The following is a 23604-nucleotide window of genomic DNA, read 5'->3' as shown; positions in this document are numbered from 1 at the left end:
TTGTGCAGCCGAGTCTCGTGCTGGAGGCCCTTTAGAATTCTCATCGTTTTGTCAAAGATTTTGTCGATAAGGGACTAAGATTCGACGACATCTTCCAAACGCCCTGCCCCGCCGCCCGCTGGCGCTTGCTGGTATCGTTTTAGCGCCAGGACGCGAGCGCCTCCGAGGCTGAGGAAGACGCATCCGAGCGCACGGAACCGTCGACCACCCTGGCTTCACGGCCGCGAATTGCCCACCCCCCCAGGATCGACACCGCAGTTTCGGTGAAGTCAGCTAGGCGGCTCGTCAGGGTCGGCGACAGCTCAAGCCCCGGCTCGAGCCGCTCAGGGACGATCCCGACCAGCACGATCTCCTCAAGTGTGTACTCCAGCAGCTCGGCGACCGCGAGCACGTCGGTCACGCCGAGATGGTGCACCGAGAGCTTCTGCGACAGGACACGCCGGATCTCGTCGTCGCGGATGACTTGGATCTCCCCTGGCGGCAGCTCGCCCGCGACGGCGTCCAGCATCAGGATCCGGCCGTGGTCCGCGAAGAGCGGGAGCAGATCCAGCCCGGACGTGCCGCCATCTTCGAGTCGGACGGCCGGCTCGAATCTGTAGTCCAGCTCCAGCCGGCGCAGGGCATGGACTCCCACACCCTCGTCGCTCAAGAGCAGATTGCCCCAGCCGATGACCAGGGCATCCGCGACACCTTCAGAGGGCCTTGACACTGACGATCTCCTGCCGCTCGTTGTCGTGCAGGTGGATGGCGCAGGCCAGGCAGGGATCGAAGGAATGCACCGTGCGCAGCACCTCCAGCGGACGCTCCTCGTCCAGGATGGGGTTGTCGATCAGCGAGGCCTCATAGGGGCCGCGCGCGTCGTTCTGATTGCGCGGGCCGGCGTTCCAGGTCGATGGCACCACCGCCTGGTAGTTCTTGATCTTGCCGTTCTCGATCACGACCCAGTGCGAGAGCACGCCGCGCGGCGCCTCGTGGAAGCCATAGCCCATCTGCTCGCCCTTGGGGAAGGTCGGCGGGTTGAAGCTGGTGACGTCGCCGCTCGCGATGTTGGCGACCAGGGCGTCATAGTTATCGACCATCATGTCGTAGAGCACCTGGGTGCGGATGCAGCGCGCCAGGTGACGCCCCAGCGACGAGTGCAGCGCGCTCAGCGGCACCTCCTTGCCGGCGATGGCCCCGATCCGCGTCACCGCGTCGTCGAGATACTGGAGCGTCCCCTCGTGACCGGCCGCGACCATAGCCAGTACGTTGGCCAGCGGGCCGACCTGTGCGGGCTCGTCGTTGAAGGTCGGCGACTTGACCCAGGAATAGGCGGCCTCTTCCTGGAAGTCCGTGTAGTCGGGCACCGTCTCGCCCTCATAGGGCGAGCGCGTCCAATCGCCCTGATACCAGCTGTGCTTGATGCTCTCCTTGACGCTCTTCTCGAAGAAGGGATCGCCGAAGTGCTTCACGGCCTGGAAGGCATCCAGATCGGCCGCCGGGATGTAGCCGCCGGGCATACCGAAGTCCGTCCCCTTGGTATCGCGCGGGAAGTCCGGCACCGACAGGTAATTCATGACGCCCGCGCCATAGGGCAGCCAGTCCGCATAGAGGGCGGCGACGGCGATGACGTCCGGCAGATAGACCTTGCGCAGGAAGCCTTCCAGCTCCGCCATGAGCGTCTGGATATAGGCCAGGCGCTCCATGTTGAGCGCGGACTGGTCGTCCGGGTTGATGGCGTTGGCCACGCCGCCGACGGCCAGGTTCTGGATGTGCGGCGTCTTGGAGCCCAGGATGGCGGTGATCTGATTGGACTTGCGCTGATACTCCAAGGCTTCCAGATAGTGCGCGACGGCCATCAGATTGGCCTCAGGCGGCAGCTTCATGGCCTCGTGGCCCCAGTAGCCGTGGGCGAAGATGCCGAGCTGGCCGCTATCGATCAGCTTCTTCACCCGCGCCTGGACCGCGGCGAAATGGGCCGCGTTGTTGTTCGGCCAGTCCGAGAGGCTTTGCGCCAGGGCCTCGGTCGCCTTGGGGTCGGCCTGCAGTGCAGAGACGACGTCCACCCAATCGAGCGCCGAGAGGTGATAGAAGTGCACCACATGGTCGTGGATGCCATGCGCCGCGATGATGAGGTTGCGGATCAGCTGGGCGTTGAGCGGGATCTCCAGCTTGAGCGCGTCCTCGACAGCCCGCACGGAGGCGATGGCATGGACCGTGGTGCAGACGCCGCAAATCCGCTGGGTGTAGAGCCAGGCGTCGCGCGGGTCGCGCCCCGTGAGAATCGTCTCGATGCCGCGCCACATCTGACCGCTCGACCAGGCATTGACCACCTTGCCGTCCTGGATGTCGCAATCGACTCGCAGATGCCCCTCGATCCGCGTGACCGGATCCACACTGATACGTTTGGTCGTCACTGCTGTTGCTCCGCTAAGTAAGGTTTCGGCCCGAGCCCATCAGGAGCCTGTGGGAGCGCCGCCTCGGCGCGACGGCTCCGATCATCGAGCCTGGCTCGTCGCGGCGGGGCGCCGCTCCCACGGGCGCCGCTCCGCCCTAGCATCTCAATGCCCCGCGGCCAGAACCGGCGTCTTCTTGACGAAGAAGAGGTACGCCATGATCTCGACCGCGACGACGCCAAGGGTGATCATCATCTCGCCCACCGCCGGGAAGTAGTGCCAGCCCGGCCCTGGGTTGTAGGCGATCAGGAAGGCATCGAAGCGATAGAGGGCGCCGGCCAGGACCACCGCGAGCGCACTCCAGAAGAGATGCGTCGGATGCCTTCGCCGCGCTTTGCCGAGCAGGCTGACGATGGCGTAGCCGAAGAGCGCCATCTCTCCTGCGAAGAGGATCGGCGCCCGGCCAGGCTCGGCCAGCGCGGCGAGATTGCCCGTCAGCGTAAGGTCGCCGATGCGCAGCACCAGATAGGTGATGAGCAGCCAGGGAATGACGCCCGCAACCTTGGCCAGCAGATCGGTCTCCAGCTTGCGGCCAAGATTGACCGAGGCATAGAGCGACTCGAAGACCACCATGCCATAGCCCATGGTGATGGCCGTGATGAGGAAGAGCAGCGGGATGATGTCGCTCTGCCACAGTGGATGCACCTTGTGCCCGGCGATGATCAGCAGCGAGCCGAGCGAGGACTGGTGCATGGTCGGCAGCAGGATGCCCACGCCGATGAAGAAGAAGAGGATGTGCCTGAGCATCCGCAGGGCACGGTTGGCCTTCATCGCCTCCAGAATCGCCGGCGAGAACTCGATCCAGAGCACCAGCACATAGAGGCTGATGCACAGCGCCACCTCCAGCATCACGGAGTTGAGGTTGGCGTACTGCGGCAGGAAGACGTTGTAGAGCTGCCAGTAGCGGCCGACGTCCACGACGATGGAGGCACCCGCCAGGGTGTAGCCGAAGACGCTGGTCAGCAGGGCCGCCCGCACCATGGGGTGGAACTGGCCCTTGTTGAAGACGTAGACGGCCACGGCCATGGCATAGCCGCCGCAGGCGATCGCGGTGCCCGTCACCACGTCATAGGTGATCCAGAGGCCCCAGGGATAGCCGTCGCTCAGGTTCGACACGTCGCCGATCCCGAAGATGAAACGGCGCACGAGGAAATAGGCGGCGATCAGGGCCAGCAACGCCAGGAAGTAGAACTGCCGTGTCAGCAGCTTGCCGCCGACGGGACGATAGACCTCAGTCATCAGGCACCTCCTCCGCCTGCGAAGCCTTGCCATCGGGCGCTTCGGGCGGATCCATGCGGTCTTCGTGGGTGTTGCGATAGGCCGCATAGACCAGACCACCGAGCAGCAGCGTCGGCGCCATCATGCCCTGATAGAGACCGTGCTGAATGGTCTCTGAGAGCCGCGCGCGCGATTCGCTGCCGAGGTCCGGCATACCCAGATGCTCGAAGGGCACGCCTGCCATCATGAGGTACTGGGTGCCGCCCGTTTCGGTCTCGCCATAGACCTTGGGGTAATAGCCGCGCACCTCGGCCGTGCGGGTCTCGCCGCCGTCCAGGCTGTGGATGGGATAGGACTGGCGCTCGCCCGACTTGAAGGTCAGGCGGCGATGGGCCTCCTCCAGCAGATCCGGCACGGCTCCAAAGAGACTGGCACCTGTCGGGCAGGCCTCGCAGCAGGCCGGGATGCCGCCCTCCGCCTGGAGGTGCGCGCACATCTGGCACTTGACGATCTTGGGGAACGTCTTGTCGTACTCGAACTTGGGAATATTGAAGGGACAAGCCAGCTGACAGTAGCGGCAGCCGATGCAGGCGTCCGGGTCGTACTGGACGATGCCGGTCACCGGGTCCTTGGTCAGGGCGCTGACCGGACAGGCGGAGACGCAGTCCGGGTCGACGCAGTGCATGCAGGCCCGCTTGATGAAGCTGTAGCCGTCTTGGGGCCGGTCCTTGACCTCGGCCGTGCCCTGGGCGTAGGCCTTGATCTTATTCATGGTGCGGCTGTTGAGGTCGTCAGGGGCATCCCAGACACCCGTCACCCCATGGGCCTGCTCGGCGCAGGAGGTATGGTCCATCGGCATGTCGTTGGCCTCCTTGCAGCCGACCTCGCAGGCCTTGCAGCCGATGCAGAGGGTGGCGTCATAGAGGATGCCGACGGCCTTGGGCGGCAGCTCCTTGGGCGGGCGCGCCTCGGCGACACCACCGCTCAATGCCGTCGCGGCGCCGGCGACGACGACCTTGCAGAAATCGCGACGATCGATCTTCATGGCTTACCTCGACTCAGACTCGCTCTCGGCCGATGACTCCGCCTCGGCCTTCTTCAGCTTCTTGCCCGCATTGAGCGCATAGACGGCCCCACCGCCCCCGACCGCACCAGCCAGCGCCGCGCCGGCCAGGCTGGCCCCGCCCGGGTGCTCGGTGAAGATCTCGGGGAAGAAGGCGGGCGGCGTCACAGACTTCACGTCGGCCTGCTCGTGCAGGGCCTTGTGGAAGCCGACGCCCTGCTCGGCACAGCCGAAGCAGGGGTGCCCGATGCCCACGGGCCAGGTGTTTCCGCCGACGTCGCCGAACTCGATGGCCGGGCAATTGGCGTAGGTCTCGGGTCCCTTGCAGCCGAGCTTGTAGAGACACCAGCCCTTGCGGTGCCCCTCGTCACCGAACGCCTCGGCAAAACGACCGGCGTCGAAGTGCGGCCGACGCTCGCAGTTCTCGTGGATGAGGTGCCCGTAGGCGAACAGCGGCCGCCCCTTGGCATCCAGCGCCGGGAGCTTCTTCAGGGTCAGGTAGTACAGAACGGTCGAAAGCAGGTTGTAGGGAGATGCTGGGCATCCCGGCAGCGTGATGACCGGAAGCGCGCTGCCGTCCGACCTGGTGATGCCCTCACGCTCCAAGGCCACCGGCAGGCCCACGGCCTCGGTCGGGTTGGGCGCCGCACTCTGCACGCCGCCCCAGGAGGCGCAGGAGCCGATGGCGACCGCCGCCGCGGCGTGCGGGGCGATCTCATGGAGCATCTCCTGCGGCGTCTTGCGCGCCACCTTGCAGTAGATCCCGCCGTCGCGCATGGGCACCGAGCCCTCGACGACCAGGATGAAGTTGCCGCGGTTCTGGGCGATGGAGTCCGCCAGCGCCTGCTCGGCCTGGTGCCCGGCGGCGGCCAGCAGGGTCTCGGAATAGTCCAACGAGATGAGGTCGAGGATCAGCGACTCGACCGTGGGATGGGTCGCCCGCAGCAGGGATTCCGTGCAGCCGGTGCACTCTTGGAAATGCAGCCAGATCACCGTCGGACGCGCCTGCGACTGCTCGAGCGCGGCGAGCACCTCGCGCGACATCCCGAACGGCAGCCCCATGGCGGCCGTGATGCTCAGGGCGAACTTCAGGAAGCGGCGTCGGCTGACGCCGCGGATCTCAAGCTGGTTGGACAGGTTGGGGCCGATGTCCGTTTCGGTCAGGGACTGCGCCTGCTCGCTCATGTCTACTGCCTCCAAGAGGGTCGCCCAGGATCATGTTGGCCATGAATCCACTATCGAGTCGTCGGGCCGTCTTGGATTGGCGAGGCTGAAGCACAGGTTGAGATGTGTCATGGCGCTCTTGCGCCCTGGTGACATATCCCTTCATCGAGCGTTACAGCATTCGGGCTCAATACGGGATCCACGCACACACTTCAGTTAGCTACATCTTCTTTAGCTAATATTCGTTTGTAGTTATTTTCTTATATTCTCCAAAGCGGCCTTTGTCCAACCTCGAGCCCCCTTGCCTTGGCTCAGGTCAAGGAAGTGGCGAAGAATCCCAAAAGCGCGCGAGAGCGCCCTATTTTGTGACTTGCCTCACGACCGAAAAGCGAGGCCAGGTGCAGCCTTTCTAAGGTGACGAAGCCATGCCAAGCGAACGCGCCTTGGAGCGCAAGGTCGAAGCCCTGGACAAGGCGCAGCGCTGATTCGAGACTGCGCACACTCCCAGAAGAGAGCACGAGCGATGCGAAGACGGGTTATCAACAAAGGGGACACCCAGTTGGGCGTCACATGGGCCTGGGGCTCGCGCACGATCGGGACAGCCTTGCTGCTCTTAGGCTCCCTTCATGCCGGGGCGTCGGCAGTCCAGGACGCGTCGGACAACAAGAGCTGTCTGCGCTGCCACCAGATGGCAACGCTTGCCTACCGAGATCCGACAAGCGGTGAGATCGTCGACCTCTCCGTCGACCCGAATGCCTTGTCGCACTCGACGCATGGCGAGCTGGCTTGCTCCGACTGCCATGCCGCGGACTATGAGCAGTATCCGCACCCGGATCGCCTCAAGGACGAAGCGCTCGCTTGCGTCGGCTGCCATGAAGAGCAAGACGATGCGCAAGAGCGCCGCTATCGCTTCGAGACCATCGACAAGGAGTTCAAGCACAGCGTCCACGTCACCTCGGACGCACCCGAGGCGGCGGATTTCGGCTGCCACAGCTGCCACGACCCGCACGCCTTCCGCAACTCCGAGGTCGGTGAGGACATCGCCCAGATCGTGCGCGACGACAACGCCATCTGCATGTCCTGCCACGAGGAGCTGAACGACCCTTACCGCGACCCGCATCTATGGCTGCCCAAGCGGGAAAAGCACCGCGAGGCCGTGCGCTGCCTGGACTGCCATACACCTGTGTCCGAGAGCGGTCAGCCAGTCTCACATCAGATCCTGGCCGGCGAGGACAGCAATCGCGACTGCGTACAATGCCATTCCAAGGCGCCCCAGCTGCTGAATCGGCTCTACCAGTACAGGTCCGAAACCGACCTCGCCAACAAGGGCTGGCTCTCCAAGGCGGTGTTCAATGAGGCCTATGTCGTGGGGATGAGCCGCAGCCCCCTGATCGACCGCGCGGCCCTGGCCATCATTGCCATCACCCTGCTCGGACTGGGTGCCCATGGCTACGGACGTTATCGAGCCTATCGCCGCTCGAAGGAGGATCAGACATGAGCGAGCTCTATCTCTATCCGCGCTGGGTGCGGCTGTGGCATTGGACCAATGCCCTGCTCTTCATTCTGCTCATGTTCTCCGGCGCCAGCATGCACTTCAACGGCGTCGGCCTGCTGCTCGACTTTCAGGCGGCAATTACCCTCCACAATACGGCGGGCATTCTCCTCACGGCCGGATGGATCGGCTTCGTCATCGGCAACCTCGTCACGGGCAATGGCCGCCACTACCAGGTACAGCTGCGTGGCTTCCTCAAGCGGTTGATCACGCAGAGTATTTACTACGGCTATGGCATCTTCAACAATGCGCCGCACCCCTTCCATCCGAGCAGCGAGGCCAAGCTCAATACCCTGCAGCAGGTCACCTACATCGGCGTCATGTATCTGCTCATGCCACTGCTGATCCTCAGTGGCTGGGCATTCCTGTTCTCGGTCTACCTGCCCGAGACCCTGTTTGGCATCGGGAGCGTCTGGGTCGTCGCGATGTCTCATCTGACGGTCGCCTATCTGCTCATCCTCTTCCTGCTCGTGCACATTTACATCATCACCACGGGAGAGACGGTGTTGACGAACATGCGTGCCATGCTCACGGGCTGGCACCGCGATACCCATCAGGAGACGGAGGCTTAGCCGACCGCACGCGCCCCTGAGTCGGCACGCCGAAACCCGCTGGAATCTTTACGAGTAACGCTCATGACCGCGCTTCAGAATCTGCTCTCCACGCCGACGCGACGCCGGATCTTCACGGCAGCCATGGCGCTGCTCGCGCTGACGCTGGCCTACAAGCTGCTGTATCCCATTGTCTTCGATGCTTATGTCGGCAAAACCAATGCGCAGCTCACCTATGAGAGCAGCAAGCCGCTGACCAATGCACAGTTCGAGGCGCTTGCCGAGGACATCACCCGAGATGCCCGCTACCGCAAGGCCGCGGCCATCGTGGAGGCCGATCAGGATGCCTTCGCCCGCAAGGTCAAAATCGAGATGCTCATGGGGACGGACTCCGTGGTCCGCGATGCCGAGCCCTCTCACATCAAATACTTCCGCGACGCCGGCATCCGCCGCTACGAAGGCCCGGAGACCTGCCTGACCTGCCACGCCAGGATCAAGGTCGACCATCCGGACGGCACGACATCGACCGTCAACACGCTTGACGACATCGTGAATTCGGTCCATTTCAAGTTTCAGAGCGACTCTGGGGGCTTTTCGACCTACGGCTATGACGGGAGGCAGGTCAACAGCGGACCACACAAGATCCCGGTCGGCAAGATCGACCGCGCTTGTGGCATCCCGGGGAGCTTCACCTGGACAGGCTGGGCCGCGCTCGTCGAGGCCGAGCCTGAGCACGCCGCCAACGGCGAGACTCAGCTCCGCAGCGAGGGCTGTGGGCAATGCCACATTGGCGGCAACTACCAGCCCGCCACCGAGAAGATGATGCCGATCGGCGATGTCCCCTCTGAGGCCAAGGAGGGGATCGACTGCCTCATCTGCCACTCGACCGACTACGACATGAACCAGCGTGTCGTGATTCGCGACGAGCACGGCCTGCGCTGGGACCAAGACCGCAGTCTGCGCGCCGCCCTGACCGTCGGCCCCATCCGCTCGGAGAATTGCCTGCGCTGCCACCAGCACAACATGGGCGGCGATGCCTACCAGCACAACGCGGCTGCCCAAGCCACTGGCTACAAGCACCAGCGCATCCTTCACCGTGGTGCCAAGCGGGGCAACCCGTTCGCGCCCCAGGACGACGTCCACGCGGCCGCCGGGCTGCAATGCACGGATTGTCACCAACCCGAAGGCCACAAGATTCCGCGTGGGCGCAAGGGCGTCGATCTGGTCGCCAACGACCTTCCTGACAAAGAAGTCTCCTGTGAGAGCTGCCATTCGCGCGCGCCGCACAACAGCTCGGAGCACAAGGCGCTGCTGAATGGACACATCGAGCGCCTGGCCTGCGAGACCTGTCACATCGCCGAGCTGCAGCCCGACAACGTCGTGCTGCGCGATTGGGTCCACCCGACCTGGAATCCCGAAGAAGGCATTTGGGAGCCGACCGACGTCTATCGCTCCGGCGCCCCCGGCAAGGGATTCACCTTCCTCTGGTTCAACGGCAACGGCACCTTCCTAGCCAACGCCCTGGGCAACAACCCCATGGGGTCCGACGCCTACAACCCGCTCATGCAGCAGATTGCGCGAATCGACAACCCGGACGTCATCGCTGCCGTGCGCGCCAAAGCGGAGGAGCTGAAGGAGCGCTACCCGGATATCGATGTCGATCGCTATGTCGAGATGGCGACGAATCCGCTGTCCCAGCTCCCGCCCGAGCTGCTCGCCAAGCGCGAGGCCATGATCCAGGCGAACCTGCGCGCCGCCATGAACGACGGCGACAGCCGCCTCTACCCCTTCAAGCTGTTCAACGCCATGATGTACGAGGACATGACGAATCAGGGCCCCTTCGGCGCCATGATCCTGCCGTTCGACTACACCACCTACTATGAGACGGGCGACACCAAGGCGGCCGTCGTCAAAGCCCTGCAGGACCCCATCGTCAAACGCATGTACCAAGAGCCCTTCAAGCTCTACATGATGGACGAGTTCATGGCCTACTTCGGCATCACCGATGGCTGGAAGACCATCTATCCCGTCGTGGACGACAAGCTCGTCAACGTCGAGCCGCACTGGATGCGCCAGATGGGCACCCTCATGATCAACCACGGCATTCAGCGCCAAGGACGCGATTGCAGCGACTGCCACTCGCCGAACGGCATCATGGACTTCGCCATGCTCGGCTACACCCCGGAGCGCGTAGCAGAGCTGCAAGACATCGACGTCGTCGAGCGCGTCGCAGCAAGCGACGCTGGCCCGGGAACGACAAGCAAGGAGTGACGGCAGCCCATTCGGAGGCCCGCTCGCGCGAGCTCGCGGGGCTCCCTCGGACCCATAGTCCTAGCGAAGCGTGCTGGGCCGCGACCCACGTGCGACTCCCCTAGCCTCCGTCCTATCTTTCCGACACCCACCTCCAGAAGCCGCGTGCCGGCCAAGCCCGAACAGATGGGCTCGCCGCTCCACGGGATCGACGATCCCCGTGTCCCCTGCCCCCCGGCACAGGGAGCGCCGTGCTAGAGTCGAGCTGCATGTCAGCGATTCTCGACTCCTCCGCTGACGGCGCCAACGCGAGGTTCACCGAGGCACCTCGCACCCAACCAGGAGATCAGAACAATGAAGAGACCAGGGTTTCGAGCGGCCGCTATCGCCGTCTCCGCGCTGCTAAGCGTCGGAACATCCTCTCCGCTCTGGGCACAGCCCGGACAGGGCTACTACCAGGGCGGACAGCGGCAAGGCCCGCCTCAGGGCCAGAGCCAACAGCGCTACGGGCAGAGACCGACGCAGGGACAGGGACAGGGACAGGGACAGGGACAGGGACAGCAACGCCCAGGACAGGGACAAGCTCAAGGGCCCAGCCGAGGACAAGGTCCATCGCAAGGACAAGGACCCGGGCGCGGCTCAGGGGGATCTAGCCAGGGTCAAGGCCCAGGGCGAGGGGGCTATGGCGGAAGCGGTCCAAGCTACGGCGGGCCTGGTGGGCCTGGCTACGGCTCTGGTCCCAATTATGGGCGGGGCGGCGGCCCTAGCCGAGGCTATGGACCAAGCCGTGGCTATGGCCCTGGATATGGGCCCGCGCCTGGCTATGGACCACCAGGGTCTAGCGGCGGACGCCCGCCCTACGAGCCGGGTCGCTACGGTCCGCCTCCCCGCTACTGATTCGCTCGACGCAGGGCCTTTGACAGAAGGCGACGAACGGAGCTAGGTGGCGGCTGCCACCCGGCTCCTTGGGTGCTTCACCGCAAAGACACCCGCCTCAACTGCCGCTTGTGTTGCAGCACCAGGGGGATACGGAGACCAATCCCGCCCAATTGCTCGACCAAACGGCATCGACGGCCCGAGCTCAGCGCCCAGCGCCGCCGGCCTCCGCCGCGAGCATCTCATCGTAGACCTCCCAGGCAGCAGCCGCTTCCTCCGCCGTGACCTTATTGATGACATGCCCCAAATGGACGACCACATAGTCGCCCACGCTGACCTCTTCGTGCTGCAGCATGAAGAGACTGGCCTCGCGCTCGACACCCTTGGCCTCGCAGCGCGCGGTGAAGCCGTCGATCGACTTCACCTGCATCGGAATTCCGAAACACATGGAATCTCACTCCCCATTGATCCACAGCATTCCATAGCCGAGGCTAGGACGCGTTAGACTCAGGCGCAAGGAAAGTTGTCACTCGCGGCCCTGCCCGCCCGCGTACTCGGAGCGCCCCATCTTGCCCTCATCCACCCTGATTCTCGGCCTCGGCAACGTCCTCATGACAGACGAGGCCGTCGGCGCGGCGGTGCTCAAGCACCTGGAGGCAGGCCCGCCCCCGCCTGCGAATTGGACGCTGATGGACGGCGGCACCCTGAGCTTCACCCTAGCCGGCCCCATTGGCGACGCCGAGCGTCTCATCGTCGTCGATGCCGCCGCCATGGGCGATGCGCCCGGAACCCTGCGCGTCTTCGAGGGCGAGGCCATGGATCGCCAGCTGCGCACGCACGCCAAGAGCGTTCATGAAGTCAGCCTGGCCGACCTCATGGACATGGTCCGCCTGACGGATCAACTGCCGCCTCAGCGCGCCCTGATCGGAATCGAGCCCGAGCATATCGGCTGGGGCGAGCAGCTGACCCCCTCCGTGGCCGCGGCGGTGCCGCGTGCGGCCACAGAGATCCATGCGCTCTATGCGCGCTGGACCATGACGTCCCCGCCGCTCGACGCCAATCATGGCGGAATTCCGAGCGGCTCCAGGTAGACGACGCGAGGATCGATGGGAGGCATCGAGATGCACGTCCGCAAGACCTCCTGCAAGACCCCACTCAGAAGCATCGGCGACAGCCTGAGCGCGCGCGGCGTCAGCCGCCGCAGCTTTCTCAAGCTCTGCACCACCATGGCCTCGCTGCTGGCACTCCCGACGAGCGCCGTGCCGCGCATCGCGGCGGCGCTCGAGCAAGCCAAGCGCCCCTCCGTCATCTGGCTGTCCTTCCAAGAGTGCACCGGCTGTACCGAGTCACTGACCCGTAGCCACGCCCACCCCCTGGAAGACCTCATCCTCCACCTGATTTCACTCGACTATCACCACAAGCTGCAAGCAGCCTCGGGCGAGGCCGCCGAGGAAGCGCGGCTCGCGGCGATGGAGGACAACGCTGGCAACTATCTGGCGATCGTCGACGGCGCCGTGCCGGGTCCCTCTGCCAACCCCGGCTTTTCAACGGTCGCGGGGCACAGCAACGACCAAAGGCTCCTGGAAACGGTCGCGGACGCCGCCGGGGTCATTGCCGTCGGCACATGCGCTGCCTTTGGCGGCTTGCCGCAGGCGAGCCCGAATCCGACCGGTGCCTGCGCCGTCATGGATTTGGTGACCGACAAGCCCGTGGTCAATCTACCCGGCTGCCCGCCCATCCCCGCGGTCATCACGGGCGCTTTGGTCCATTACCTCGCCTACGGCGCCTTTCCCGAGCTGGACGACGAGGGCCGCCCGATCGCCTTCTACGGCGACTCGATCCATGACCACTGCAACCGCCGCGAGCACTTCGATCGTAGACGCTTCGCCAACAGCTTCGACGACGAGGGTGCCAAGGCCGGCTGGTGTCTCTGCAAGCTCGGCTGCCGTGGCCCGACGACGCACAATGCATGTGCGACGCTGCAATGGAACGACGGCACAAGCTGGCCGGTCGGCTCAGGGCACCCATGCCTCGGCTGCTCTGAGCCGGGCTTCTGGGATCGCGACCGCTTCTATGTCTCGCGCGGTGGATGCGCTCGACGGTGACGACTCGAGCGGATACCGCGCGGGGCTCGCCTTCGCGCGGCGAAGCGCGTGAGCGGCTAGCGTCAGATTCAGCGGAAGGCGGGTTGGCGGTTTCGTGAAATCCACCACGAAAGCATATTCGAGAATACTAACTTCCCGATCGAAGCTGAGCTGAATCAAGAAGGACCAGAGTCAAACGGCCTAGAATCCTCGAATCACAAGCGAGGCCCGCCATGCCAGAGTCTGACCGAGCGAAAGAGCAACCGAGCGCTGCCCAGGACTGCCAGGGCGCCCCACGCAGTTTCGGAAATGCCTTTCCGGTCCTCAATGAGATTCGTCACGCCCTTCAAAGATTCGTTCAGACCGGCGAGGAGACGCGCATCGACCTATCCGCGATGCCCTTCGGACCTGGTGATCTGGACCGCTTGACGGATTGGCTGGGCACGGGCGAGGTCCAGGCCAGGGTCGACGCCTTGGGACCCACTCGGGTCCAGGAGACCGCGATCGCCGGCGTCTGGCTGGTCGACTATCGCAATGCCGAGCAGCAACGGCTCACCCTGCACCTGGAGGTCGCGTCCGTCCCGGAGATCTTACGCCCGCAGCCGCAGGACCTCGCGGATGCGCTCACTCAGCTCGATGCCCGCCTGGAGCAAGCAACGGGCACCACGCCACTATCGTCCTGACACCCCCCATAGGAGGGCCCATGGCTACCCCAAAGCGCCCTGACAAGACCCTTGGCGAGAGCCTGCGAGCGCATGGCCTCTCGCGCCGCGGCTTCCTCAAGCTCTGTGCCGCAACAGCCTCCATGATGGCACTGCCCGCCAGCATGGTGCCCCGCATCGCGGCAGCGCTGGAGCAGGCCAAACGCCCCTCGGTCATCTGGCTGTCTTTTCAGGAGTGCACCGGCTGCACGGAGTCGTTGACGCGCAGTCACGCGCCGACCCTCGAGAATCTCATCCTTGACATGGTCTCCCTGGATTACCACCACACGCTCCAGGCGGCCTCGGGAGACGCCGCGGAGGCCGCCCGCATGACGGCCATGGAGGCCAATGCAGGTGAGTATCTGGTCGTCGTCGACGGCTCTATCCCTGGACCTGACGCCAACCCGGGTTTTTCGACCGTGGCTGGGCACAGCAACTACGACATCCTGATGGAGACGGTCGAGCATGCCGCCGCCGTCATCGCGGTCGGCACCTGCGCCGCCTTTGGCGGCTTGCCGCAGGCGAAGCCGAACCCAACAGGCGCCATGTCGGTCATGGACTTGGTCAAGGACAAGCCTGTGATCAATGTCTCCGGCTGCCCCCCGGTTCCCATGGTCATCACCGGGGTCCTCGCGCACTACCTGACCTTTGGAGCCTTGCCCGAGCTCGACGGCTATGGTCGGCCCATGGCCTTCTTCGGCCAGTCCATCCATGACCGCTGCTATCGCCGCCCCTTCTACGATAAGGGGCTATTCGCGGAGACCTTCGACGATCGCGGCGCCCAGGAAGGCTGGTGCCTCTACCGGCTCGGCTGCAAGGGGCCGACCACCTACAACGCCTGCGCGACCATGAAGTGGAATTCCGGCACCAGCTGGCCCATCGAAGCCGGGCACCCCTGCCTCGGCTGCTCGGAGCCGAGCTTCTGGGACGGCGGCAGCTTCTACGAGCCCGTCTCCGTGCCGCTCACGGCCAACGCGAGAACGCTGCTAACGGCTGGCGCCGCCGGCGCGGTCGTCGGCGGCACAGTTGCGGCAGTGGCGAAGCATCGCGTCAAGAAGGCGGACGCGAACCGACAGCCCGTTACCATCGAAGAGCTGGAGAAGAAGCTATGAGCGACGCGATGGACTTCCTGCTGTGGACCAAGGGTCCCATGTTCAACATTGCCATGGCCATCTTCGCCATCGGCCTCCTCGCCCGTCTGGTCGAGATCTTGGTGCTCGGCCGCTCGACCAATTACGCCGAGCCGCGCGCCAACGAGTGGATGCCGGGCTTCCGCACGGTGCTGACACGCACGGTCGCCGATCCGGGAACCTTCAAGCGGGCGCCCTTCAACGTGGTGGTCGGCTGGGTCTGGCACATCGGCTTCCTGATCGCGCTGCTGCTCTTCATCCCGCACATCGAGCTGATCAAGGGCGTGCTCGGGATCTCCTGGCCGGGACTCGCGAACCCAGTGGTCGACTTCTTCACGGCCGTGACCCTCTTGAGTCTGATCGCCACGCTCGTCCACCGTATGACCCACCCGGTCAAGCGGCGCATCAGCACGGTCGAGGACTATCTGGTCTGGACCATCGTCTTCCTGGTGGTGCTGACCGGCTATCTCGCCTACCACCGGCTGGTGAATCCCTACCCGCTCGCGCTCGGGATGCACATCCTCTGCGCTGAGATCTTTCTCATCATGCTGCCCTTCACCAAGCTGACGCATATCTTCACCGCCTTCATCGCCCGCTGGTACAACGGCGCCGCTTTCGGTCGCAAGGGGGTTCAGTCATGAGCGCACAAGAGAGCACATTGTCGTTGGAGCGCGGGCTCGCCGCCTTCCGCGCCGAGATCGACGCGCCGACCGCGGCCTTCTTCTCGAGCTGCGTCCATTGCGGAATCTGCGCCCAGTCCTGTCCCTTCTACCTCGAGACCGGGGATCCGAAATACACGCCCATCCTCAAGCTCGAGCCATTGCGGCGCGTCTGGGAGTCCGAATTCACCCTTTGGGGACGCATCAAGCGCCTGCTCGGTCTGGAGCAGAAGGTCACAGACGAGATGCTCGCCGAGTGGGAGGAGCTGCTCTATGACTCCTGCTCCATGTGCGGGCGCTGCTCCATGGTCTGCCCCGTCGGCAACGACCTGGCCTACATGATCCGCAAGACGCGCGAAGGCATGGTGCAGTCCGGCCATGCCCCGGAAGGCCTCATCAACGCCTCGATCCGCGCCATCACCACCGGCAGCCCCATGGGCCTGCAGTGGAAGACGCTGGCCGTACAGATCAAGCACGTCGAGACCAGCAGCGGCTTGGAGGTCCCGGTCGACAAGGCCGGCGCCGAGTACATGGTGCTGCTCTCCTCCATGGAGGTCATCAACTTCCCCGAGTATCTGGAGGCCATCACCAAGATCTTCCATCACGCGGGTGTGACCTGGACCCTCTCGACCGAATGCTTCGAGGCCACCAACGCCGGCATCCAGATCGGCAACAAGGACATTGCGGCCCAGCTGGTCGAGCGCGTCGTCGCCGCCGCCGAGAAGCTCAAGGTGCCCAAGGTCATCAGCCCCGAATGCGGGCACGCCTTCACCGCCATTCGCTGGGAAGGCCCCAACCTAATCGGCCGGCGCTATCCCTTCCGTGTCTTCCACATCGTCGAGGTATTGGAGGAGCTGCGTGCGACCGGACGCATCAAGACCGAGGGCAAAGAGATGGATCGGCTCTCGATGCACGACCCCTGCAACCTCGCCCGCAAGAGCGGCGTGATCCAACAGCAGCGCAACCTCATGGACCTGGTCGCGGACAACTTCGTCGACCTCGAGGAGCACGGCCGCTACCAGTGGTGCTGCGGCGCTGGCGGCGGCGTCAGCTCCAACGAGCGCGCGGAGCCGCTGAAGATGGCCGCCTTCAAGCGCAAGAAGGCACAGATCGAGCAGGTCGAGCCGGAGCGCATGGTGACCATGTGCGCCACCTGCAGGACGCAGCTCGAAGAAGGGCTGGAAGAGTTCAACATGGACATCCCGGTGGTCGGCCTGACCGAGATGATCGCGGATCATCTCGTCGAGAAGGAGCCGGCCCCCGAGGAAGATGCCAAGGCCTGACGCAAGACGGCCTTCACCGATTAAGGCGGGGTCGGCGCGCCGACTCCGCGCAGGAGATTCACGAACATGAGTGAGCGTCTAGTCGTCGACCCCATCACCCGCATCGAGGGGCACCTTCGCATCGAGGCCCAGATGGAGGGGGACCAGATCGCCCAAGCCTACAGCTCGGGCACCTCAGTACGCGGCATCGAAACCATCCTCAAAGGCCGCGATCCGCGTGACGCCTGGGCCTTCGCCCAGCGCATCTGCGGCGTCTGCACCCTGGTGCATGGCATTGCCTCGGTCCGCTCCGTGGAGGACGCCCTGCAGGTCGAGCTGCCGCTCAATGCACAGCTAATCCGCAACCTCATGATCGGCGCTCAATACGTGCACGATCATGTGATGCACTTCTACCACCTGCACGCACTGGACTGGGTCGACATCGTCAGCGCCCTGAGCGCGGACCCGGCGGCGACCTCTGAGCTGGCCCAGTCCATCAGCAGCTGGCCGAAGTCCTCGCCCGGCTACTTCTCGGACACCCAAAAGCGCATCGAGACCTTCGTCGAATCCGGGCAGCTCGGCATCTTCGCCAACGGCTACTGGGGCCATCCAGCCTACAAACTGCCGCCGGAGGCCAACCTCATGGCGGTGTCGCACTACCTCGAGGCGCTTGCCTGGCAGCGCGACGCGGCCCGGCTGCACGCCATCTTCGGCGGCAAAAACCCGCACCCCAACTTCCTGGTCGGGGGCGCGCCCTGCCCGATCGATCTGAATTCGGACTCCGCGATCAACGCCTCCAAGCTGGCGCAGGTGCAGGACATCATCCAGTCCATGCTCACCTTCGTGGATCAGGTCTATGTGCCAGATACCCTGGCCATCGCCGGCTTCTACAAGGATTGGAGCACGCGCGGCGAAGGGCTCGGCAATTTCCTCTGCTATGGTGACCTGCCCGGCGAGGGCGGCATCATGAATCCCGACAGCTTCCTCTTTCCGCGCGGCGTCATCCTCGACCGGGATCTCTCGAAGATCCACCCGGTGGACCTGCACGAGGACAGCGAGATCCGGGAGTTCGTCGCCCATTCCTGGTACGACTACAGCTCCGGCAACGACCAGGGTCTGCATCCCTACGCGGGCGAGACCAACCTGGAATACGACGGCAGAGGCGGCGTCAAGCCCCCCTATTCCCAGCTCGACGTCGCGGACGGCTACTCCTGGATGAAGGCGCCACGCTGGAATGGCAAACCTGTAGAAGTCGGCCCCCTCGCGCGCGTCCTCATGCTCTACGCGACAGGTCACGAGCAGACGCAGGATCTCGTCCAGATGACGCTCGACAAGCTCGACCTGCCCATCGAGGGGCTCTTCTCTACGCTTGGCCGGACGGCTGCCCGAACGCTCGAGACCAAGATCGTCGTCGATTCGATGCAGGGCTGGTATGACGCACTGGTCGCCAACATCGCGACCGGCGACACCAAGACCTTCAACGAAGCCTTATGGGATCCCTCCTCCTGGCCACGCGAGGCCAAGGGCGCGGGCTTCATGGAGGCACCTCGCGGCGCCTTGGGGCACTGGATCGTCATCAAGAATGGCCGCATCGGCAACTACCAGGCCGTGGTTCCCTCGACCTGGAATGCGGGGCCGCGAGACGCGCAGAGCCAGGCCGGCGCCTATGAGGCCGCCCTGCAGGACAATCACCAGCTCGCGGACGTCAAGCAGCCGGTCGAGATCCTGAGGACCATCCATTCGTTCGATCCCTGTATCGCCTGCGCGGTCCACCTGACGGATCCTGACTCGGGCGAGGACCTCGAGATCAAGATCACCTGAGCCGCACAGCGCGCTTCTTGTTCGGCGCCCTGGCAGGCACCGGACGAGAAGCGCCTCGGCACACTCGCCAAGCTATTCCGCGCACCCCTGCGGCTCGCCCGCCGCGGCGACGTCCATCAAGACCTCGACCCGCCCGTCGGATTTGATGCGGGAGATCGGCAGATCCTTCCCCGAGCGCCATTGCGCCAGGGCCTCCCGCTTACCTGCCCCTGAGACGAGGACGAGAACCTCATGACTGGAGGCAATGGCATCTGGGGTGAGCGAGACCCGATCCGGCGGCGGCTTGGGCGCATCATGCACGGGCATCGCCAAGACGCCCTCGGGGATCTCCTGTCCTGGAAAGAGGCTGGCCGTATGACCGTCCTCGCCAAGCCCCAGCAGCACCAGATCCAGGGGAAGCTGAGGCGCGATCAGCTCGGCGTAGGCTTCCGCCGCGGACTCAGCGCCCAGCTCGGCGGGAATGGGGTGAATGTTGGCTGCCGGAATGGAGACACGGCTCAGGAAATGCTGATCCGCGGCATGGCTGTTACGCTCCGGATCGCCTGGGGGAAGACAGCGCTCATCACCGAAGAAGATGTGCCATCTGTCCCAGTCTGACGTCGCGTCTACGAGTAAAGTGTAGGCATTCAGAGGGGTCCGACCGCCCGCCAGGACCAAGCGAAAACACCCACGCGTCGTGATCGCGCGCCGCGCGGATGTCAGGATTCGCTGCGCCGCGAGGCGGGCCAGCTGCCCCGAGGACTCGCAAAGGTGGAAATCGATCTGTGTGTCCGGCATCGCAAAATCCGCCTCATGATGTCCTAGAATCCCAACGGCTAGCAGCCTGGATCTCCAAGGGCTGCCCGCGATGCCAATGAGGTCCAGTGGCATCGCCTTCGCCCTCGGTCATCGAGCCGTTCAGTCGGGTGGACGAGCGAGAGCTTATTCCACCGAAGCCTGCGACGGCCTTGGCGGACAAGTGCAGCGCAGTCCACCCTACGCAAGACGGCTGACCGAAACAATGATCGACGCATGGCTTTCGTTTTCGCGGAATCCGAAGAGCCCGCGGGCCGCTTCTACCAGAGCGCGCGTGAAGAGTATTGCGGGATCCGAACGTCAGCGCTGCAAACCCGGCCGGCCATCTCCGGTCAGCCATTCAACACAATCATTGGAAGTGATGTGACCGATGAAGATACTCCTGGTCGACGATTCTAAATCCGCGCGCTATGCGCTAAGACTCCAGCTGCAGCGCCACGGCGTCGAGGTCGATACGGCCGAGTCTGCTGAGGCAGCCTTCGTGAAGCTCAAGGGCGCCTTGCCGGATGCCATCTTCATGGACCACATGATGCCCGGGCTCAACGGTTTCGAGGCCCTGGAGGTCATTCGCGAGGATACCCGCACTTCCAGCATCCCAATCATCATGTGCACCTCGCACGAAGAGCCTGAGTTCGTCGCCCAAGCCAAGAAGAAGGGGGTCTTCGGCATCCTGCCCAAATCCGCCGCGCCCGAGCTGCTGCCGGAAATGCTCGAAAAGCTGCAGGGCGCACTTGGCGTAAGCGCGCCCGAGCCTGCGGCACCTGCCGCCGGCAAGGCCGAGGTAGCGGCGGGACTCTCCGAGGAGGCCATTGTCCAAGTCGTCGATGGACGGCTCGAAGGCCGTCTGTCGAAGATCCTGCCGGCGCTCATCGAGGAGCTGCGCCGCGACCTGAGCGCAGGCATCCTCAAGGATGCGCACCACGCCATCGAAGAGCGCTTCGCCGCCGAGCAGGCCGCCAAGCGCAAGGCGGCGCCCCTGCCGACGATGGCGGACCTCCAGGCGATCTCCACGCGCATCGCCACCGAGACCGTGCCGGATCTCATCAAGCGCAGCCTCCAAGCCGAGCGCACGCAGATCATGGAGCTTGTCGACAAGCACCTCCGCGACGCACTCCCCAAGGCGGGAGGCGGCCACGCGGCCGAGCAAGCAGAGGAGATCGCAGCCAAGGCGGCAGCCATGGCCAGACGCGAGTCACAGGAAGCAGTCGATACGGCAATCGCCGCATCTCACGAGTCGGTCCAGGCGCTCGAAGTCTCACTGAAGAAGGCCAAGAGCACCATCTTCGGCCTCATCGCCTTGGCGGCCATCCTAGGCGTCGGCGCCGCTGGTGCTGTTTTCCTCGTGCTCAGCGGCGGCTAGCGCAAAAGACTGACGGGCGGGAAAAGCTCCTGCCCCAGCCCAGCCTTTCAGCGGACTGTCCTCGGGCTCCACCGGGGCCACAAGCGGCCCAGCGATGTCCCTGACATCGGCACACTAGAAAGAGAGGGCGCATGCGACTGCGCTCGGCGTCGCCAGCCAGCTCGCCGACCTATCCGCTCCAATCTCGCGCGGCCCCGCTTAGACACCTTCGCCCGATCTTTGCAGATAGGCACGGATCGGCGCTTGACGCGACACTTTGCAAAATCGACACTGATCGTGGCTCTTCGATCCCGCAATGCCGAGCGATCGCGCTAGGACAGGAGAGTCGAATCACAGCGAGCGATGCGCAGCCAACTCATCTGGAGGACACGACATGGCCGAGACCATGACCGAGATCATGAATCCAGGCACGGCGAGCAAAGAGCCGGGCTTTCCCCATGCGCCCCAGGACTGGAGCACCAGTGCCGCCGAGACGGCCGCCCAAGGAGATGGCATCAGCCTATCGGACGATCATTGGGAGACGCTCAAGGCACTCCAGGCCTACTTCGACCGCAAGGAGCAGCCCAATGTGCGGGAGCTGCACGACGCCTTGGACGAGGCCTTCCACGAAAGAGGCGGCATCAAGTACCTCTACGAGATCTTCCCCGGCGGCCCAGTGGCTCAAGGCTGTCGTTTCGCTGGACTGAAACCACCCGCGGGCGCCGTCGATCCCTCGTTCGGCAGCGTTCAGTAAGGATCCAACCAGAAAGAGCTGCCAGCCGCCAGCGATCAGCTTCCAGCTGCTGGCTTGCCGAGACGCTTGCTTCTTGGCGCCTGATCCCAGGGCGACCCCAGGCAAGCGACGCGGCCGGCCGCTGCCTGATTGCGAAAATGCTGATGGCTGGTCGCTGACAGCTCTTTTCGAGCTCGAGCTTGGAGAAGCAATGCAGGACTTCGAGGACTTCCACGATCAGGACAGGCTCCATGCGCTCACTGAGCTGGGTGACGAGGAATGCGTCGACATCGCGTTTACGAAGCCACTGGAGCCTCAGTCGCTAGAGCCGCAAATGCCGGAGCGCGACGAGGACGGATTCTTTCTCGATCGACGCCAGTTTCTCGAGGCGCTTGCGGCCACCTGCGCGGGCCTCTTGCTCGGCTCACCCAGCTACACGGCGGAGGCGTCCTCCAAACATCCGTTGCAGTACAAGGTGAACGACCTCGTCAAGGGGATGCGTCGGCAGGGACTCATCCTTCCCAGCGAGCGGACCTCATGGTCGGTCTACGACTTCACGACAGGTACCAAGCTCGTCTCGATCAACGAGTCCGTACCGCGACAGGCCGCCAGCATGATCAAGCCCTTCGTGGCACAGGCCTTTTTCTTTCAAGCCTCACATTCGCGCAAGGTACGCTATACGGCCGAGGTGAGACGCGTGATGGAGCGCATGATTCAGAAGAGCTCCAATCCCTCGACCAACCGGCTGATGGATATCGTCAGCCGAAACGGCTCCGGACGGGGACCGCGCGACGTCGAGGCCGTCTTGAAGAAATACGCGCCCGGCGTCTTCCAAGACACGCGCATCGTCGAGAAGATTCCGCGCGGAGGCGGCACCTATGCCAATAAGGCCTCGGCCCACGACTACAGCCGCTTCCTCTATGCGTTGAAGCACGGCAAGCTGCCCTACAGCAGCGAGATCAGACGCATCATGCGCCTGCCGAACCACGACCGCATCGTCGCCAAGGTCCCCAGCATGCCGGACAACATCCGAGTCTGCGACAAGACCGGCTCGACAGCGCGCCTCTGCGGCAACATGGGCATCATCGAGGCACGCGATAGGCGCGGCCGCATCCACGCCTATACGATGATCGGGATCATCGAGCGCAGGAGCAGGGCCAAGAACTACGGACGCTGGATCACGCGGCGCAGCGACGCCATCCGCAAGGTATCGAACCTTGTCTACCTGGAGATGAAGGATCGCCACAACCTGGTGTGAGCCAGGCAATCGATCCAAGCCAAGCGGTGCCCAGACCGAGCTCGGCTAGGCGGTCCCCTGTCCCAGCTGCTCCAGAAAACGCTTGACCAGTGTGAGCAGCTCGGCCGCCTCCGAGCGCCCTTGCCAAACGGCGAGAAGCTCCTTGCGACGGACCTCCATCACCTCGGGCGGATTTGAGAGATAGCCCATCGACCAGCTCCCGAAGAGGCGCTGCTTGATTGGCGCCACGCCAATCAAGACGCTGTCGTAGTGGCGCCGATCGTTGAGGATGTCGCCATAAAGCCGAAAGAGATCTTCTTGCTCGCCCTCCAGCACCTGGATGAAATGGCCGCCTCCACCACAGAGGACGCCAGTCACCTTCAGCTCCTTGTTCTTGCGTCGGGCGCTTTCCAGGATCTGCTTCAACTCATCTTCACCGACGCCACCGCTGACGCGGCTCACGTACATCATTCGGGTCAAATTTCTCATGCTCTCCGTCCGTCATGCCGAGGCTGCTTACCGGGAATCGACCTGTAACGGGAATCGATCTGTAATCCGTCCCTAGTCTAGGCGGCGATCATCGATTGACCCAACCTCCGGCTGTAGGGTGGACAAGCGCAGCGCAGTCCACCAACACAGGCGCGGGATTCGGCGGACTTCGCTCCCGCTCGTCCACCCTACGGGTCCAACTGACGATCGAGGCCCTAGTCTAGCAATGGTTGAGCACGCAGTCT

General features: G+C 64.2%; 21 protein-coding genes. 13 read left to right on the top strand and 8 right to left on the bottom strand.

Features of this window, described 5'->3' with window-relative positions; translation table 11 throughout:
* Positions 1–139 precede the first annotated feature (139 nt).
* The 5 genes from G3446_RS11615 to G3446_RS11595 all read right to left on the bottom strand — a co-directional run bounded on the left by G3446_RS11615 (position 140) and on the right by G3446_RS11595 (position 5901).
* A complete protein-coding gene (locus G3446_RS11615; protein WP_164452998.1) occupies positions 140–709 on the bottom strand; it encodes a hydrogenase maturation protease in 570 nt (189 codons plus the stop codon).
* A complete protein-coding gene (locus tag G3446_RS11610; protein ID WP_164452997.1) occupies positions 693–2396 on the bottom strand; it encodes a nickel-dependent hydrogenase large subunit in 1704 nt (567 codons plus the stop codon). The genes G3446_RS11615 and G3446_RS11610 overlap by 17 nt, the downstream gene beginning before the upstream one ends.
* A 144-nt stretch (positions 2397–2540) precedes the next feature.
* The gene (hybB, locus tag G3446_RS11605; RefSeq protein ID WP_164452996.1) at positions 2541–3674 is read right to left on the bottom strand and encodes a Ni/Fe-hydrogenase cytochrome b subunit; all 1134 of its coding nucleotides are present in this window, start codon (positions 3672–3674) and stop codon (positions 2541–2543) included.
* Entirely contained in the window at positions 3667–4698 is a 1032-nt protein-coding gene (gene hybA / locus G3446_RS11600; protein ID WP_164452995.1) for a hydrogenase 2 operon protein HybA, read from the bottom strand. Before hybA ends, hybB begins: the two co-directional genes overlap by 8 nt.
* 3 nt (positions 4699–4701) lie before the next feature.
* Positions 4702–5901 (bottom strand): hydrogenase small subunit, encoded by a 1200-nt coding sequence (locus G3446_RS11595; protein WP_164452994.1) that lies wholly within the window; start codon positions 5899–5901, stop codon positions 4702–4704.
* 502 nt (positions 5902–6403) lie between these two features.
* Between G3446_RS11595 and G3446_RS11590 the strand changes: the two genes are divergently transcribed.
* The 3 genes from G3446_RS11590 (at position 6404) to G3446_RS11580 (ending at position 10254) form a co-directional block, all read left to right on the top strand.
* Positions 6404–7378 (top strand): cytochrome c3 family protein, encoded by a 975-nt coding sequence (locus G3446_RS11590; protein ID WP_164452993.1) that lies wholly within the window; start codon positions 6404–6406, stop codon positions 7376–7378.
* Entirely contained in the window at positions 7375–8004 is a 630-nt protein-coding gene (locus tag G3446_RS11585) for a cytochrome b/b6 domain-containing protein (RefSeq protein WP_164452992.1), read from the top strand. Before G3446_RS11590 ends, G3446_RS11585 begins: the two co-directional genes overlap by 4 nt.
* A gap of 63 nt (positions 8005–8067) precedes the next feature.
* Positions 8068–10254 carry a multiheme c-type cytochrome gene (locus tag G3446_RS11580; protein ID WP_164452991.1) on the top strand — a complete coding sequence of 729 codons (2187 nt, stop codon included), beginning with the start codon at positions 8068–8070 and terminating at the stop codon, positions 10252–10254.
* Between the two features lie 1060 nt (positions 10255–11314).
* Here G3446_RS11580 and G3446_RS11575 read toward each other — a convergent pair.
* The gene (locus tag G3446_RS11575) at positions 11315–11557 is read right to left on the bottom strand and encodes a HypC/HybG/HupF family hydrogenase formation chaperone (protein WP_164452990.1); all 243 of its coding nucleotides are present in this window, start codon (positions 11555–11557) and stop codon (positions 11315–11317) included.
* Positions 11558–11678: 121 nt separating this feature from the next.
* Between G3446_RS11575 and G3446_RS11570 the strand changes: the two genes are divergently transcribed.
* From G3446_RS11570 to G3446_RS11540, 7 genes are all read left to right on the top strand, one after another.
* Complete coding sequence (locus G3446_RS11570) at positions 11679–12200, top strand: HyaD/HybD family hydrogenase maturation endopeptidase (RefSeq protein WP_164452989.1); 522 nt, start codon at positions 11679–11681, stop codon at positions 12198–12200.
* Positions 12201–12230: 30 nt separating this feature from the next.
* On the top strand, positions 12231–13214 hold the full coding sequence (locus G3446_RS11565; protein ID WP_164452988.1) for a hydrogenase small subunit: 984 nt from the start codon (positions 12231–12233) through the stop codon (positions 13212–13214).
* A 212-nt stretch (positions 13215–13426) separates the two neighbouring features.
* Positions 13427–13876 carry a hydrogenase expression/formation protein gene (locus G3446_RS11560; RefSeq protein ID WP_164452987.1) on the top strand — a complete coding sequence of 150 codons (450 nt, stop codon included), beginning with the start codon at positions 13427–13429 and terminating at the stop codon, positions 13874–13876.
* A gap of 20 nt (positions 13877–13896) precedes the next feature.
* Positions 13897–15006 carry a hydrogenase small subunit gene (locus G3446_RS11555; protein WP_164452986.1) on the top strand — a complete coding sequence of 370 codons (1110 nt, stop codon included), beginning with the start codon at positions 13897–13899 and terminating at the stop codon, positions 15004–15006.
* The gene (locus G3446_RS11550) at positions 15003–15665 is read left to right on the top strand and encodes a hypothetical protein (RefSeq protein WP_164452985.1); all 663 of its coding nucleotides are present in this window, start codon (positions 15003–15005) and stop codon (positions 15663–15665) included. Before G3446_RS11555 ends, G3446_RS11550 begins: the two co-directional genes overlap by 4 nt.
* Positions 15662–16966, top strand: a complete 1305-nt coding sequence (locus G3446_RS11545; protein WP_164452984.1) for a (Fe-S)-binding protein — start codon at positions 15662–15664, stop codon at positions 16964–16966. The genes G3446_RS11550 and G3446_RS11545 overlap by 4 nt, the downstream gene beginning before the upstream one ends.
* Before the next feature lie 66 nt (positions 16967–17032).
* Entirely contained in the window at positions 17033–18766 is a 1734-nt protein-coding gene (locus G3446_RS11540) for a nickel-dependent hydrogenase large subunit (protein WP_164452983.1), read from the top strand.
* Positions 18767–18838: 72 nt separating this feature from the next.
* Here G3446_RS11540 and pgl read toward each other — a convergent pair whose 3' ends face one another.
* Complete coding sequence (gene pgl, locus G3446_RS11535) at positions 18839–19543, bottom strand: 6-phosphogluconolactonase (RefSeq protein WP_164452982.1); 705 nt, start codon at positions 19541–19543, stop codon at positions 18839–18841.
* 388 nt (positions 19544–19931) lie between these two features.
* On the opposite strand from pgl, the gene G3446_RS11530 reads away from it, so the two are divergent.
* The 3 genes from G3446_RS11530 to G3446_RS11520 all read left to right on the top strand — a co-directional run bounded on the left by G3446_RS11530 (position 19932) and on the right by G3446_RS11520 (position 22891).
* Positions 19932–20921 (top strand): response regulator, encoded by a 990-nt coding sequence (locus G3446_RS11530; protein ID WP_164452981.1) that lies wholly within the window; start codon positions 19932–19934, stop codon positions 20919–20921.
* A 373-nt stretch (positions 20922–21294) separates the two neighbouring features.
* Entirely contained in the window at positions 21295–21654 is a 360-nt protein-coding gene (locus G3446_RS11525) for a TusE/DsrC/DsvC family sulfur relay protein (RefSeq protein ID WP_164452980.1), read from the top strand.
* A gap of 190 nt (positions 21655–21844) precedes the next feature.
* Entirely contained in the window at positions 21845–22891 is a 1047-nt protein-coding gene (locus tag G3446_RS11520) for a serine hydrolase (RefSeq protein ID WP_245232460.1), read from the top strand.
* Between the two features lie 45 nt (positions 22892–22936).
* Here the strand turns inward: G3446_RS11520 and G3446_RS11515 are convergent, their stop codons facing one another.
* Entirely contained in the window at positions 22937–23359 is a 423-nt protein-coding gene (locus G3446_RS11515; protein WP_164452979.1) for a BLUF domain-containing protein, read from the bottom strand.
* Positions 23360–23604: the final 245 nt, after the last annotated feature.

The organism is Thiorhodococcus minor (genome assembly GCF_010820565.1).
Taxonomy (GTDB): domain Bacteria; phylum Pseudomonadota; class Gammaproteobacteria; order Chromatiales; family Chromatiaceae; genus Thiorhodococcus; species Thiorhodococcus minor.
Note: the sequence above shows the minus strand (reverse complement) of the source record. Positions and strands in the feature narration are given on the sequence as shown.